The organism is Chryseobacterium sp. Leaf404, assembly GCF_001424145.1.
Classification (GTDB): domain Bacteria; phylum Bacteroidota; class Bacteroidia; order Flavobacteriales; family Weeksellaceae; genus Chryseobacterium.
In genome coordinates this window covers 16,062-31,899 of sequence record NZ_LMQM01000012.1, presented here as the reverse complement: position 1 = coordinate 31,899, position 15,838 = coordinate 16,062, and the positions used below count along the sequence as shown (strand labels likewise).

General features: G+C 38.2%; 10 protein-coding genes. 9 read left to right on the top strand and 1 reads right to left on the bottom strand.

Going from position 1 to position 15,838, the window contains the following annotated elements; all coding sequences use genetic code 11:
• Nucleotides 1–101 precede the first annotated feature (101 nt).
• The 8 genes from ASG31_RS11905 (at nt 102) to ASG31_RS11865 (ending at nt 12,152) form a co-directional block, all read left to right on the top strand.
• A complete protein-coding gene (locus ASG31_RS11905; RefSeq protein ID WP_056032673.1) occupies nt 102–2,084 on the top strand; it encodes an alpha-L-arabinofuranosidase C-terminal domain-containing protein in 1,983 nt (660 codons plus the stop codon).
• Nucleotides 2,085–2,222: 138 nt separating this feature from the next.
• Entirely contained in the window at nt 2,223–3,920 is a 1,698-nt protein-coding gene (locus tag ASG31_RS11900; RefSeq protein ID WP_056032670.1) for a ribulokinase, read from the top strand.
• Between the two features lie 388 nt (nt 3,921–4,308).
• On the top strand, nt 4,309–5,007 hold the full coding sequence (locus tag ASG31_RS11890) for an L-ribulose-5-phosphate 4-epimerase (protein ID WP_056032664.1): 699 nt from the start codon (nt 4,309–4,311) through the stop codon (nt 5,005–5,007).
• Nucleotides 5,008–5,083: 76 nt separating this feature from the next.
• Entirely contained in the window at nt 5,084–6,580 is a 1,497-nt protein-coding gene (araA, locus tag ASG31_RS11885) for an L-arabinose isomerase (RefSeq protein ID WP_056032661.1), read from the top strand.
• Between the two features lie 19 nt (nt 6,581–6,599).
• Nucleotides 6,600–7,760, top strand: a complete 1,161-nt coding sequence (locus ASG31_RS11880; protein ID WP_056032657.1) for an aldose epimerase family protein — start codon at nt 6,600–6,602, stop codon at nt 7,758–7,760.
• Nucleotides 7,761–7,763: 3 nt separating this feature from the next.
• Nucleotides 7,764–9,491 carry a sodium:solute symporter family transporter gene (locus ASG31_RS11875; RefSeq protein ID WP_056032654.1) on the top strand — a complete coding sequence of 576 codons (1,728 nt, stop codon included), beginning with the start codon at nt 7,764–7,766 and terminating at the stop codon, nt 9,489–9,491.
• A 74-nt stretch (nt 9,492–9,565) separates the two neighbouring features.
• Nucleotides 9,566–10,192: a 3'-5' exonuclease gene (locus ASG31_RS11870; RefSeq protein WP_056032652.1), complete on the top strand. Its 627-nt coding sequence runs from the start codon at nt 9,566–9,568 to the stop codon at nt 10,190–10,192.
• 52 nt (nt 10,193–10,244) lie between these two features.
• Nucleotides 10,245–12,152, top strand: coding sequence for a DUF294 nucleotidyltransferase-like domain-containing protein (locus ASG31_RS11865; protein WP_056033965.1), 1,908 nt, complete (start codon nt 10,245–10,247; stop codon nt 12,150–12,152).
• Here the strand turns inward: ASG31_RS11865 and ASG31_RS11860 are convergent.
• Nucleotides 12,149–12,835, bottom strand: coding sequence for an NUDIX hydrolase (locus tag ASG31_RS11860; RefSeq protein ID WP_056032648.1), 687 nt, complete (start codon nt 12,833–12,835; stop codon nt 12,149–12,151). The two genes, ASG31_RS11865 and ASG31_RS11860, sit on opposite strands and share 4 nt — an antisense overlap.
• A gap of 521 nt (nt 12,836–13,356) precedes the next feature.
• Between ASG31_RS11860 and ASG31_RS11855 the strand changes: the two genes are divergently transcribed.
• Nucleotides 13,357–15,723, top strand: a complete 2,367-nt coding sequence (locus tag ASG31_RS11855) for a glycoside hydrolase family 127 protein (RefSeq protein WP_056032645.1) — start codon at nt 13,357–13,359, stop codon at nt 15,721–15,723.
• Nucleotides 15,724–15,838 lie beyond the last annotated feature (115 nt).

Sequence of the window (15,838 nt, the reverse complement as noted above, 5' to 3'; positions counted from 1 at the left end):
CTGAAATTAATAAAAACCCTTTTTAGAATAAATTACGAATTAAAATCTGCTAAATAAAAAAAATCTGCGAGAGTAAAATGTTGTCTAACTTAAATCCATCAATGAAAACAAAATCCAAAATATTCTCAACCGCATTCTTTTTAAGCGTAGCCTTTTTTTCCGCTCAAAACGGAAATGTCACAAAGCACTTTCTCGATTTAGACGGAACTTCCACCAACATCAAAATTCAGCCGACGATGTACGGGATTTTCTTTGAAGACATCAACTTTGGCGCAGACGGAGGAATTTATGCAGAACTGATCAAAAACCGGAGTTTTGAATTTGATGAACCTTTAATGGGCTGGAAACAGCAAAATACAAAAACGCTCTCTCCTAATTTAGATTCCGGTTTACTTACCATTTATTCGGATGATTCCAAAACCAACAAAAACTACGCAAGAATTACGGTTTACAATGATAAAAATTATGTTCTGGAGAACGAAGGTTTCAGAGGGATCGGACTTCATCAAGGTGAAAAATATGATTTCAGTTTTTATTTAGACAACATTTCAGGAAATATCTCTGCAGTTAACACAAGTTTAGTTGACGAGAATGGAAAAGTGATATCTGCCGTTTCAACAATTAGTAAAGGTGGCGGTTGGCAAAAATACAATTTGGTTTTCGTTCCGGACTCGACGGTTGAAAAAGCAAAATTACAGCTCACTTTTACAGGAAAAGGAGTTGTCAATATGGATATGATTTCGCTCTTCCCGCAGGATACCTGGAAAGGAAGAAAGGGCGGAATGCGAAAGGATTTGGTTCAGAAATTATACGATTTGAAACCAGGATTTTTACGTTTTCCCGGAGGTTGTATTGTCGAAGGAAGAACGCTTGCAGAAAGATATCAATGGAAAAAAACTTTAGGAAATGTCGCCGACAGAGAATATCTCATCAACAAATGGAGTTCCGGATTTGCCCATCGTCTGACTCCCGATTATTATCAATCATTCGGATTAGGTTTTTATGAATATTTCCAGCTTTCCGAAGATTTGGGAGCAGAACCTTTACCGATTTTGAGTTGCGGAATAGCTTGCCAGTTTAACACAGCCGAATTGGTTCATTTGGATGAATTAAATCCTTACGTTCAGGATGCTTTGGATTTAATTGAATTTGCCAACGGTGATATAAATACAAAATGGGGTAAAATCCGTGCTGAAATGGGACATCCGAAACCATTCAATATGAAATATATTGGTGTTGGGAACGAGCAGTGGGGAGAAGATTACATCGAGCGTTACAAGATTTTTGAAAAAGCCATTCACGACAAATATCCGGACATCCAAATCATTTCAGGAAGCGGACCGTCACCTGACGGAGAATTTTTCGATTACGGCTGGAAAGAGCTTAAAAAACTCAACGCACAAATTGTCGACGAACATTATTATAATTCGCCCGAATGGTTTACAAAAAATGCCGGACGTTACGATGCTTACGACCGTTCAGGACCAAAAGTTTTTGCCGGAGAATATGCTGCGCAATCAGTTGGAGTTGTGAAACCGGATAATAAAAATAACTGGCAAACCGCATTGTCGGAAGCCGCATTTATGACTGGACTAGAAAGAAACGCAGATGTGGTTACGATGACTTCTTACGCACCACTTTTTGCACACGCAGACGGTTGGCAATGGACACCAGATTTAATTTGGTTTAATAATTTACAGTCTTACGCAACACCCAATTATTACGTTCAAAAACTGTTTTCAAATAATAAAGGAACCGATTTAATTAAAATTTCGGAAAATGGAATTGCTGTAAAAGGACAAAATGAACTCTTTGCATCCGCAGTTTTAGATAGAAAAAAGGGTGAAACAATCATCAAAATTGTTAATACAGATTCTCAGGAAAAATCAATTGAAATCAATCCAAAAAATATCAAATTAGGAAGCAAATTAACCAAAACAACCTTGACAGCGTCACAACTTTCTGCCGAAAATAATTTTCAAACAGAAAACATAAAACCTCTTGAAGAGAATTCTGTGATTAAAAAAGTGAAATTTTCTGTTCAGATTCCAGCCAATTCTTTTGTCGTTTTAAAGATAAAATAATCGCAAAGTACCATCAATAAAAGAAAAAATAAAATTAAGTGTAATATTTACATTTATTTAAAATAAAAATATATATTTGTTTTAATCTCTCAACTTGAGAAATGTAAACATTTATTAAAATTTAATTCATCGTTAAAAATGAAAAAATACGTTATCGGGTTAGATTATGGAACAGATTCCGTTCGTGCAGTTGTGATTGATACAGAAAACGGAGCAGAACTCGCAACATCCGTAAGCTACTACCAAAGATGGAAAGAAGGGAAATTCTGTCAGCCGGAACAAAATCAATTCCGTCAGCATCCGCTTGACCATATCGAAGGCTTGGAAAAAACCATTTCCGATGTTGTCAAAGAAAGTGGAGTAGCACCCGAAAGTATTGTCAGCATTTGTATCGATACTACGGGTTCATCGCCGCTTCCGGTTAACAAAGAAGGAATTGCATTAGCTTTAACACCTGGTTTCGAACAAAATCCTAATGCGATGATGGTATTATGGAAAGACCATACTTCCATTGATGAAGCGGAGGAAATCAACCATTTAGCGAGAAATTGGGGCGGCGAAGATTATACCAAATTTGAAGGCGGAATCTATTCCTCCGAATGGTTTTGGGCAAAAATTCTTCACATCAACAGAGTTGATGACAATGTAAAAAATGCGGCTTATAGCTGGATGGAGCATTGCGATTACATTACGTTTTTGCTTTCCGATAATCAGGATTTGGCAACCTTTAAAAGAGGCCGTTGCGCGGCGGGTCACAAAGCAATGTGGCACGAATCGTGGGACGGACTTCCCTCAAAGGATTTCCTTGGTCAGTTAGACCCGTCTTTAGCCGAACTTCGAGACAGATTATACGATAAAACCTACACTTCCGATGAGGTTGCAGGAAATTTAAATGAAGAATGGGCAGCAAAACTGGGATTGACAACCAATACGGTGATTGCTGTAGGAACTTTTGACGCACATTCTGGAGCTGTCGGAGCAAAAGTGGAAGAAAATACACTTATTAGAATTATGGGAACTTCCACCTGCGATATTATGGTTGCACCTAACGAAATTATCGGAGACAAAACCGTGAAAGGAATCTGCGGACAGGTAGATGGTTCCGTTATTCCGGGATTGATGGGTCTTGAGGCTGGTCAGTCAGCATTCGGAGATTTGCTGGCCTGGTACAAAGACATTCTGATGTGGCCAACGCAAAATATTCTAATGAATTCTAATGTCATTGATGAAAATCAAAAACAACAATTAAAGGAAGAAATAGAGAACAATCTTATCCGAAATCTAACTTTGGAAGCAGAAAAAATTCCACTTTCAGAAGCCATTCCTATTGCATTGGATTGGGTGAACGGAAGAAGAACACCAGATGCCAATCAGGAACTGAAAGCCGCTATCAGCAATCTTTCACTCGGAACAAAAGCACCACATATTTTCAAAGCTTTGGTGAATGCCATTTGTTTTGGTTCCAAAAAAATCGTTGACCGTTTTGAAGAAGAAGGTGTGAAAATCGAAAAAGTCATCGGAATCGGCGGTGTTGCCAGAAAATCGCCTTTCATTATGCAGACATTGGCAAACGTTCTCAATATGCCGATTGTAGTGGCAGCATCCGATCAGGCTCCGGCTTTAGGAGCAGCGATTTACGCAGCCGTTGCAGCAGGAATTTATCCCAATGTTCAGGAAGCAAGCCAGAAAATGGGTTCCGATTTCGAAGCTGAATATTTCCCACAGGCAGAACACGCAGAAAAATATGCAGAGTTAATGAACCAATATCAGATTCTCGCAGACTTCACCGAAAACAATATCAAATCGAAAAAGAAGTTGATCGTTGACAGTTTGTAGTTGATAGAAATTTTAACTAGGATTTGATAGCTCCGTAGGAGCGCACTGTTAATAGCCAAACATAATTTTACATACACATCAAGCCTTGTAGAGGCGACCTGTTAAAAGATTTTATAATTAAAACCATCAACCAAAAACTAACAACTAAAATTTTTATGGCAGCTTTATCCGTCTTCCGCTCCCAATCTTTTTTGCCAGCGCTTTTGCCAATGCAAAAAAAAGGATTTCCGCTCAAGCCGGGTTGCAGATTCAGCATAAAACAAGAGAAGGTTATAACCAAGAAGTTTGTCATTCTGTAGGAAACCTAATGAAGTGGTTCTACGAAGTCAATCTAAACCGTTGAGATTCCTACAGAATGACAAAAGAAACTTAAAAAAATAAAAATAAAATGAGCATCTATAAAGAACTCCAGAGAGAATGTTACGAAGCCAATATGCAGTTGGATGCTTTGAAGCTGGTCGTTTACACATTCGGAAACGTAAGTGCAGTTGACCGTGACAAAGGAATCTTTGCCATCAAACCGAGTGGTGTTCCTTACGAGCTTTTAAAACCCGAAGACGTTGTGATTTTAGATTTCGATGCCAATGTGGTCGAAGGAAATTTAAGACCATCTTCCGACACCAAAACCCACGCTTATCTTTACAAAAACTGGGAAAACATTGGCGGAATCTCACATACGCACGCCATTTATTCGGTCGCTTGGGCTCAGGCGCAGATGAACATTCCTATTTTCGGAACGACACACGCCGACCATCTAACTTCAGATATTCCCTGTGCACCGCCGATGCGCGATGATTTAATCGAAGGAAATTACGAGTACAACACCGGAATTCAAATTCTTGATTGCTTCAAAGAAAAAGAATTGTCTTACGAAGAAGTTGAAATGGTTCTCATCGGAAATCACGGACCGTTTACCTGGGGAAAAAATGCAGACAAAGCGGTTTACAACAGCAAAGTTCTGGAAACGATTGCAGAAATGGCATATCGCACAAGACAAATCAACCCAAATGCGCCTCGTTTGAAAGATTCCCTCATCAAAAAACATTACGAACGAAAACACGGCAAAAACGCCTACTACGGACAGTAAACGGCTGTTAGCTTTTGGCGATTAGCAATTGGCTTAAAAAATCAATCATAAGTTATAATTTATCATTTATAAAAATATGTTAACACCTCTCAATACAAAAGAAGTCTGGTTCATCACCGGAAGCCAGCATTTATACGGATCTGAAACATTAGCCCAGGTTGCGGAACATTCAAGGAAAATCGTGGAAGCACTTAATGCTTCGTCATCCATTCCTGTAAAAATTGTTTTAAAACCAACCGTAAAAACTACAGTAGAAATTTTTGAAACCCTTACAGCCGCCAATTTTGCCAAAGACTGTATCGGAATTGTAACGTGGATGCACACTTTTTCACCTGCAAAAATGTGGATTCGTGGATTGACCGCTTTGCAGAAACCAATGTTGCATCTTCATACGCAGTTCAATCAGGATATTCCTTGGGCTACGATGGATATGGATTTTATGAACCTGAATCAGGCGGCTCATGGCGACCGTGAATTCGGATTTATGGTAAGTCGTCTCCGTAAAAACAGAAAAGTGGTTGTTGGACATTGGGCAGACGAAAGAGTTCAGAAACAAATCGGAGAATGGTCGAGAGTTGCAGCAGGTTGGGACGATTGGCAAGGTGCAAAATTCGCGCGTTTTGGCGACAATATGAGATATGTTGCCGTTACAGATGGCGACAAAGTAGAAGCGGAAACCAAATTCGGATTTTCGGTAAACACTTGGGGAATCGGGGATTTGGTAAGCGTTGTCAATTCCATCGGCGCTGGCGAAATCAAAACTTTGATGGAAGAATACGAAGCCTCTTACAAAATGGCAGAATCTCTTCTTTCTGGCGGAAGCAACAGAAAATCGCTTGAAGCGGCTGCCAGAATAGAATTAGGTTTAGAAAAATTCCTGAAAGATGGAAACTTTAAAGGTTTCTCAGATACTTTTGAAGACCTTCACGGTTTGGAACAGCTTCCGGGAATTGCCGTTCAAAGATTAATGGAAAAAGGGTACGGATTCGCAGGAGAAGGCGACTGGAAAACGGCTGCACTCGTTCGTGCAATGAAAACGATGGGACAAGGTCTTGAAGGCGGAAACGCATTTATGGAAGATTACACTTATCATTTGAATCCTTCAAATCCTTCGGTTTTGGGTTCGCATATGCTGGAAGTTGACCCTGTTTTGGCGGTTGACAAACCGTCTTGTGAAATTCATCCGTTGGGAATTGGCGGGAAAGCTGATCCTGTTCGTTTGGTTTTCAATTCAAGAGGAAATATTGATTCTCTGAATGCTGCTCTGATGGATTTCGGAAATCATTTCAGGCTGTTAATCAACAAAACAAAAGCGTTGGAAATCACTGAAGAATTGCCAAAACTTCCGGTTGCGAGAGTCCTTTGGAAACCACTTCCGGATTTGTTCACTGCTGCAGAAGCGTGGATTTTGGCCGGTGGAGCGCATCATACGTGTTACAGTGAAAATATCAGTGCAGAACAGTTGGTAGATTTTGCAGAAATTGCGGGAATTGAATCTCTTGTTATTGATGAAGACACTAAAATCCGTGATTTCAAGAATACCCTTCGCTGGAATGAAATCTACTACCGTTAATTTGCAAAATTCCCAAACAATGAAAAAAAAAAATATCAACCTGATTATTCTTTTTGCAGTTTTATGTATTTTCGGCTGCAATAAAAAAGAAACTAATCGAAAAACTCAATCAGAAAAAATGGAGAACATACAGGTCTCAGATTACGGAGTTACTGCGAAAGGTGATTCCATTAAGAAATATACCTTAACCAACAAAAACGGGATGAAGCTGGAAGTCATCAATTTTGGCGGAATTATCACTTCGCTCACCGCTCCCGACAAAAACGGAAAATATGAAGATGTCGTTTTAGGCTTCACAAAACCTGAAGATTATTTCAACGGAAATCCTTACTATTTCGGCGCTTTGATCGGTCGTTACGGAAACAGAATTGCTAATGCGAAATTCACTTTGGAAGGCAAAACGTATGACATTGATAAAAACGACGGACCCAACAGTCTTCACGGTGGAAAAGAAGGTTTCCATACCAAATTTTGGAATATTGAACCTGTGAAAGATGCAAAATTTCCAACGTTGAAACTGTCATACACAAGTGCAGATGGTGAAGAAGGATATCCAGGAAAACTGTCGACCACTGTTTTATATACTTTGACTGATGACAATTCTTTGGAAATTTCTTATGAAGCAACCACGGATAAAGCGACGGTTATCAATCTTACCCAACATTCGTATTTCAATCTTTCAGGGAATTTCTCAAAAACGATTACTGATCACGAATTGCAAATCAATGCAGATAAATTCTTACCTGTTAATGAGACCTTAATTCCTACCGGCGAAGAAAAAGCAGTAAAAGGAAGTCCGTTTGATTTCACGGTTTCAAAACCAATCGGAAAAGACATCAATTCAAACGATGATCAATTGAAAAAAGGAAAAGGCTACGACCACAACTGGATTCTGAATGGAAGCGGACTGAGAAGCATCGCCAAAGTCTATCATCCCGAATCTGGTAGAATGATGGAAGTTTTAACAGACGAACCGGGCGTTCAATTCTATTCTGGGAATTTTTTAGACGGAAAATTTGATACTAAAAGTGGTGGAAAAAATGAATTCCGAACAGGGTTTTGCTTAGAAACCCAGCATTTCCCGGATTCTCCAAATCAAGCTTCTTTTCCATCAACCGAACTGAAGCCCGGACAAAAATATCAGACTAAAACAATTTATAAATTCTCAGTTAAAAAATAAATTATGGGAAACTTAGCAACGATTGATATCATCATATTTCTGGTCTATTTTGTGGTGGTAGCCGGTTACGGAATCTGGATTTACAACAGAAAAAAATCCGCCGCTACTGGTAGTAAAGATTATTTCCTTGCAGAAGGCTCACTTACTTGGTGGGCAATCGGAGCAAGTTTAATTGCTTCCAATATTTCAGCGGAACAGTTTATCGGAATGTCCGGAGAAGGATTTTTCGTGGGCGTTGCCGTTGCAGCTTACGAATGGATTGCTGCTCTTGCTTTGATTATTATTGCGATTTGGTTTATTCCGATTTATCTTAAAAATAAGATTTACACGATGCCCCAATTCCTGGAAACCCGCTACAACAAATCGGTTTCTCTGATTATGGCGGTTTTCTGGCTATTCTTGTATGTGATCGTAAACCTTACTTCTATCCTTTATCTCGGAGCTCTGGCAATCGACACATTATTGGGTGGAGACAACCTTCATATTATTATGATAGGATTGCTTCTGATGGCCTTACTGATTGGTTTGGGCGGAATGAAAGTAATCGGATATACTGACGTAATCCAGGTTGCAGTTTTGATTATCGGCGGTTTTGCAACGGTCTTTATGGCACTTCAAATCGTTGATCAGAGAATCAATGGTGCTGCTGTTGGAAACGCAATCACAGGTTTTCAGACCTTGATGACCGAAGCGCCTCAACATTTCAAATTAATTCTGGACAAACCTGTAAAAACCACTACGACTTTGGCTATGCCTGAGAATCTTGATGTTCAGAAATATGTGGTTTTACCTGGATTGGCGATGTATTTCGCAGGACAATGGATTGTTAATTTAAATTATTGGGGATGTAACCAGTACATCACACAACGGGCTTTGGGTGCAGATTTAAAAACCGCAAGGACCGGAATTCTGTTCGCTGGTTTCCTAAAATTATTTATGCCGATTATCGTAATGCTTCCGGGAATTGCAGCTTATGTCTTGCATTCAAAAGGTCAGCTTCCGGGTTTTAATGGTGTGAAAGATGGCGCTTATTCCGCAATCTTGGGCTTCTTGCCAACCGGACTCAAAGGTCTTGCCATTGCAGCTCTTACGGCGGCAATCGTAGCATCATTGGCTGGAAAAGTTAACAGTATTTCGACTATTTTCACTTTAGATATTTATAAAAAATATTTGAAAGCAGATGCCAGTGAAATTCAAATGGTGAGAACCGGACGTTGGGCCATTATCGTTGCAATGTTCCTCGCTCTGGCTTTTACGTGGACCGATGTTTTAGGAATTGGCGGTGAAGGTGGTTTCACATTTATTCAGAAATATACAGGATTCATCAGTCCGGGTGTTTTTGCGATGTTCCTTTTAGGGATGTTTTGGAAGCGAACTACCGGAACTGCAGCGTTGGTTGGTGTGATGCTCGGATTTATTCTGGCTATTTTCTTCAATAGTTTTGCGGTTGATATATTTGGAAAGGAAACCTGGTTGTACAGCGCTTTTACTTATGAAAAATTGGAGAATGGCGTGGTTCATACCATCACAGAAATTCCGTTTTTGATCAATATGGGATGGTCATTCTTTATCACGGTGGCTGTTATGGTTCTGATAAGTTTAGCCGGACCGAAAGTGAATCCAAAAGCCTTTGCCATCGATGCTACAATGTTTAAAGTAGATTCAAGAACTTTAGTAATGATTGTTGTAACCTTACTTTTACTGACCGCACTTTACGTGAGATTTTGGTAAATTAAAATAAATATTAAAGACAGAATGCTAAAAACCGGCATCCTGTTTTTTAATTCCAATATTCATCATAAATCTTGAAAAAATACCTTCTTTTTATTGACACTGAAACTACAGGCAAGCCAAAAAACTGGAACCTGCCGTATTCTGCAACAGATCAATGGCCATCTGCCGTTCAGCTTGCATGGGTTTTGTCTGATGAAAATGGTGTTGAAATAAACAGAGAAAATTTTTATATTGATGTCGAAGATGTAAAAATTAGTGTGCAGTCTATGAGGGTTCATGGGATTAAAAAAGAGTTTCTGAAAGAAAACGGGAAAGACCGGAGCTGGGTTTTAAATAAACTCAAAGATGAAATCCTTCGGTATCAACCTCTTATAATTGGTCATTTTACAGAATTTGATATACATACTTTAAGTTGCGATTACTACAGAGCTGGTTTGGAAAATCCTTTTTCTCATAGTGGGTTTTATTGCACCATGCTCAAAAGCGAAGACTATGTTTTAAATCCTGAAATAAAGCATTTGCGTTTGTCGCAGCTTTATCAATATCTTTTCGATTCAAAAATGGAAAATTCACATAATGCAATTATTGATGCAGAAGCCACATCCAAATGTTTTTTTGAAATATACAGGCGGGGTGAAATATCGGAAGACAATTTTCAGAATATGCATCAGAAAATTATTTGTAAATTGAAGTTTTAAGTCAAATTAATTGAATGCTGTCATTCAGTTTGCTGTGACAAAAATGACTATTATGGATGAGAAAATTATTTCACTTTTAAAGACTACCGAACCCTTCAGTTTTTTACCTGAATCAGTTCTTACAGAAATCTCAGAAACATTAACAAGAAAAGAGTTTTCAAAGGAAACTTTGGTTTACCGTCAGGAAGCTACTGAAATGACCGGTGTGGATCTTATTTTTTCAGGACAATACGAAACTTTCTTTTTCGATAGGGCAGAAAATAAAAGATGTGTCACTACTCATCACTCACCTTATTGTTTTGGAGGAATTTCAGTGGTTCTCAACAGAGTTCGTGCCTTAAAATCTGCCATCGCGAAAAAGGGGACTGTTATTTACACTTTACCGAAAAAAGAGTTTTCTGAATTATGTACAGCGTACGAAGATTTTTTTCACTACTTCACCTCAGACTTTGGCCTGAAAATGCTCGATGATGAGTTTTCGCACTTTGTAAAAACACCTGCTACCTTCGAAGAAAGTTATTTTGCAGCGGATCAGTTGTACTCAAGAAAAATAGAAGGTATTAACTATAAAAGTATTGTGTCTTGCGACGGAGATACGCCAATTTTTAAGGCTGCCAAAATAATGGCATTGAATAAAGTGAGCTGTATCTTCATAAAGAATACCGAAGATGATGAAATTATCGGATATGCCACTGATATTACACTGCGGGATCATGTGATTGCCAGTTGTGTGGATCCGAGGTCTGCCATCCTAAATGTGATGGATAATCCTATCATAAGTATTTCTTGCGGTTCCTATTTATATGAGGCCATTTTATTAATGTTTCAAACGAAGTCGAGATATCTACTGGTAGAAAAGGACGGCGAATATATCGGCTTTTTAAGCAGAAACCGACTGCTCAGCGAGCAGGCGCAAAGTCCGCTTGTATTTATTCAGTCTGTGAAACTTGCTGAAAATGTGGATGAACTTCAAAAAAAATGGCGGCAGGTTCCTGCAATTATTAGTCAGCTTCTGGGACGTGGCGTTCATGGTGAAATTGCAAGCAAGGTCATAACGACAATTGCCGACACGATTACAGGTAAGGTGATAGATAAAGTCATTCAGCAAATTGGGAGGCCACCGGCAAAATTTGCTTTTATCGTCACAGGCAGCGAAGGGAGAAAAGAGCAGACGCTGAGCACAGATCAGGACAGTGGAATTATCTATGAAGACAAAGCAAATGAACATCGGGAATCGATAAGGGATTATTTTTTAAATTTTGCCAAAAAAGTCTCAGATGACCTCAATAAAATCGGTTTTGAATACTGTAAAGGCGATTTTATGGCAAGCAACCCGAAATGGACTCACTCGCTTTCTCACTGGAAAAATAATTATCAGGAATGGATCGGGAAAAGTATGCCTGAAAATGCGATGAAGTTTTCCACCTTTTTTGATTTCCGTCTGATATATGGTGATGAATATATTGTAAATGATCTGAAGGAGTTCATCAAACAAAAACTTCTTTTGCCTAATCATATTTTCTTTGCACATATTGCAAAAAACGCATTGCAGTATGAGCCGCCTCTTACTTTTTTAAAAAGAATTAAAACGCAGATTGTAGGAAATTCTGAGGTATTTGATGTGAAAACTGCAATGTCTACAATTGTCGACCTGCTGAGAGTGTACTCACTTAAAAATCAGCTTGATCTTGAAAATACTGGCGAGAGAATGAAAAAGTTGAGAGATATAGGGGTTTTTACACAGCTTCAGTATAATGAATTACATCAGTCCTATTATTATCTGATGGCTTTGAGATTAAAAAATCAGGCTGATCAGATAAGAATTGAAAATAGTAAGCCCAACAATTATATTGAAATCAATAAACTTACAAAGATTGAAAAAGTGACATTAGTTGAAATTTTTAAAACTATCACCAATTTTCAGGCAGGAATAAAAATGAAATTTACCGGCGTCTTTTAAATCTTAAACATAAAACCTTCTGCTATTTTCTTATTGTATTTAGCCACATCAAACGTATAAAGAAAAGATCCTTTTTTGGAAGAGCTCCTGTCTTTTTCATTGGTTTTAACCAGAACATCCAGTGCATTAATTTTGCTGGTAAAGTTACGCTTGTCATATTTTTCATCAAATATAGCCTCGTACAGATTCTGAAGATCCTTCATGGTAAATTTTTCAGGAAGAAGTTCAAAACCGATTGGTCTTGTCGTTGCTCTCCGTCTTAATCTAAGCACTGCATCACGTACCATGGCATCGTGATCAAAAATTAGTTTAGGACTGTCTTTAAGGTCAAACCACTTTGCACTGTACTGTTCATTGATGTGAATATTCTTTGCAGTATTGATAAGCGCATAATAGGAAATAGACATTATTCTTGCTGTTGGTTCGCGGTCAATCTCCGTGTAGGTATTGAGTTGTTCAAGGTAAATATCTTTAAGACCCGTCAGTGTATTTAAAACGCGGGAAGCTGCTTCATCCGAACTTTCCCTGTCATCCACAAACCCACCCATCAGTGACCATTCACCTTTTTTGGGCTCAAGATCCCTTTTTACCAGAAGAATTTTCAGGTTTTCACCGTCAAATCCAAATATAATACAGTCTACTGCCACATAGTGTTTGGGATAACTGAGATACTCTTTCACCATTTAATTTTATTTTCTTACAAAGTTAATTTATTTGGAGATTTTATCCATAAAAAAATATTAAATGTAATGAATACACTTTAATAAAAATGATATGAATTTTTACTGTTTCTTAATATGAATGTGTTTTTAGGGAAGAAATTTGTAACGTTTCTTTAATTTTTATATTAAATAAACAGTGATCTGTGATTTGCAAAATGTTAAATTTAAGTTAAAATTAATATATTTAATCACTTATCTGTTTTTTAATGCATCCGCTTTTAAATAAGATAAGTGTCGTGTTGTTAATAACAGTATTTATTAAAAAGTGCTTCATTTTATTTTTATAAGGGAGATAGCGGAGTATCTAATTTTACAAAACATGATAAGGTAAACCTATTTTTTATGATAAGGTGTCCGGTATTGATTTTTCTATCTTCAGAATTATCACGCAAGTTTAATAATCGTTGATATTGCATCGTTAAAATCTTTTGTAATATGAATTGTTTCATCTATTTTTATAAATGTAGAAATAACATTTATTAATGGTAAAAAAATCACTTGTAATATTTGTAGGCCTTAGCTCATTTGCTTTTTCGCAAATGAAGCAAAATGTCCGCTACTTTCCATTGAGTAAGGTTCATTTATCCGAAAGTGTTTTCAGCAAGGCAATACAGACCGATGAAAAATATATCCTGTCGATGGATGCAGATCGGCTTCTTGCTCCTTATTTGAAAGAGGCCGGACTGAAACCGAAAAAAGAAAACTATCCCAATTGGGAAAATACTGGGCTTGACGGTCACATCGGCGGTCATTACATTTCGGCTTTGGCGTTGATGTATGCTTCCACAGGCGATCCAAAAGTTAAACAACGTTTGGATTATATGATTGATGAGCTAGAACGTTGCCAAAATCTTTCTGAAAACGGTTATCTTTCAGGCGTTCCGAACGGCAAAAAAGCCTGGAAAGAAATTGCCGATGGAAACATTCGTGCTGCAACTTTCGGTTTGAACGACCGTTGGGTTCCTTTGTATAATATTCACAAAATTTATTCTGGTTTACGCGATGCCTATTGGTATGCAGACAGTGAGAAAGCAAAAAAAATGCTGATAAACCTCACTGATTGGATGGCTGATGAAGTTTCCGGACTTTCCGATGAACAGATTCAGGATATGCTTCGCAGCGAACACGGCGGTCTGAATGAAGTGTTTGCCGACGTTTATGACATCACAAAAAATCCAAAATATCTCAAACTTGCCCATCGTTTTTCTCATCTTGCCATTTTAAACCCATTGCTGAATGGTGAAGACAAACTTACAGGAATTCACGCCAATACACAGATTCCGAAAGTGATTGGTTTTAAAAGAATTGCAGATTTAGAAAATAACAAAGAATGGAGCAATGCTGCTGATTTTTTCTGGACCAATGTCACTCAAAAAAGATCAGCGATTATCGGAGGAAACAGTGTAAGTGAGCATTTTAATCCCATCAATGATTTCAGCGGAATGATTAAAAGTATTGAAGGTCCGGAAACCTGCAATACGTATAATATGCTGAAGCTTTCCAAAGAATTGTATGCAACGAATCCAAAATCATCTTACGTAGATTATTACGAAAGAGCTTTGTACAATCATATTCTTTCCACCCAAAATCCCAACAAAGGCGGTTTTGTTTATTTCACGCCAATGCGTCCTGGTCATTACAGGGTGTATTCCCAGCCGGAAACCAGCTTTTGGTGCTGCGTAGGTTCGGGAATGGAAAATCACGCCAAATATGGTGAAATGATTTATGCTTATTCTGATGAAGATTTATACGTGAATCTATTTATTCCTTCCATTTTAAAATGGTCTGAAAAGAAATTGGTTTTGAGACAGGAAAATAATTTCCCTGAAAATCCATCGACAAAATTAGTTTTTGATGTTGCTCCGAAATCCCATTTAAATTTAAAACTGAGAGCACCACAATGGGCTAAAGCTTCTGAAATTACAATTTCAGTGAACGGTAAAAATGCAAATGTTCCGGTTGATGCCGAAGGTTATTTTACCATTAATAATAAATGGAAAAAAGGCGATGTTATCGAAATGACAATGCCGATGCACCTTTCCGCCGAGCAGCTTCCTGACAAATCAGATTATTTTGCCTTTAAATATGGTCCGATTGTTTTAGCTGCAACTTACGGAACAGAAAATCAGGACGGAATGTTTGCTGACGACAGTCGTGGCGGACATATTGCGCACGGACCGCAAATTCCTCTCAATGAAATTCCTACCATTTTGGGAAGTTCAGATGCGGTACTAAATCATTTGGAAAACGTGAATGGCGAAAATTTAACATTTAAACTGAAAGGATTATATCCGCAGAATAAATTTGCTGAAGGACTGAAACTGGTTCCGTTTTACAAAATTCACGAGCAACGTTACATCATTTATTTTCCGCAGGCGACTCAGGATAAAATCGAAATGATTCAGAAACAGAAGGCCAAAGAAGAAGGGGAAATCCTAAAGCTTGACAATATTACGACTGACAAAATTCAATTGGGAGAGCAACAACCGGAATCTGACCATCAGTTTGACAGCAAAGATTCCAGCACCGGATATATGGAAGACCGCCATTTCCGTGAGGCGAAAGGTTGGTTCAGTTATCAGATGAAAAATAAGGACAAGAATGCAAAATATGTGTATATCACTCATTTTGATGCCAATAACAACCGTACTTTGAATGCAGAAATCAACGGAATTAAAACGTATTCCAAAAATTTCGAAGGCAAAATGGGCAACTCGCCACAAACTTTATTAATTCCGATTCCTGAATCCGAAACCCATAAAGAGATTCTGAACATCAGGTTTAATTCAGGTGAAAAATCATTAACTCCGAAAATCATCGAGGTAAGACTGTTGAATGATAAACCTTAAAAAATGAAAAGCAATAATATAAATTTTTTGGGCAGCTTAATCCGCCCTCCGTTCCCGCTTTTTTGCTCGTCGTACCTCCTCACAAAAAGAGCTCCACTCAGGTCGGGCTGCGAGT

Excerpts from the sequence above, each read along its gene's own strand:
- ASG31_RS11905 (WP_056032673.1), top strand. The coding sequence starts at position 102 with ATGAAAACAAAATCCAAAATATTCTCAACCGCATTCTTTTTAAGCGTA.
- ASG31_RS11900 (WP_056032670.1), top strand. The coding sequence starts at position 2,223 with ATGAAAAAATACGTTATCGGGTTAGATTATGGAACAGATTCCGTTCGT.
- ASG31_RS11890 (WP_056032664.1), top strand. The coding sequence starts at position 4,309 with ATGAGCATCTATAAAGAACTCCAGAGAGAATGTTACGAAGCCAATATG.
- araA (WP_056032661.1), top strand. The coding sequence starts at position 5,084 with ATGTTAACACCTCTCAATACAAAAGAAGTCTGGTTCATCACCGGAAGC.
- ASG31_RS11880 (WP_056032657.1), top strand. The coding sequence starts at position 6,600 with ATGAAAAAAAAAAATATCAACCTGATTATTCTTTTTGCAGTTTTATGT.
- ASG31_RS11875 (WP_056032654.1), top strand. The coding sequence starts at position 7,764 with ATGGGAAACTTAGCAACGATTGATATCATCATATTTCTGGTCTATTTT.
- ASG31_RS11865 (WP_056033965.1), top strand. The coding sequence starts at position 10,245 with ATGGATGAGAAAATTATTTCACTTTTAAAGACTACCGAACCCTTCAGT.
- ASG31_RS11860 (WP_056032648.1), bottom strand. The coding sequence starts at position 12,835 with ATGGTGAAAGAGTATCTCAGTTATCCCAAACACTATGTGGCAGTAGAC.
- ASG31_RS11855 (WP_056032645.1), top strand. The coding sequence starts at position 13,357 with ATGGTAAAAAAATCACTTGTAATATTTGTAGGCCTTAGCTCATTTGCT.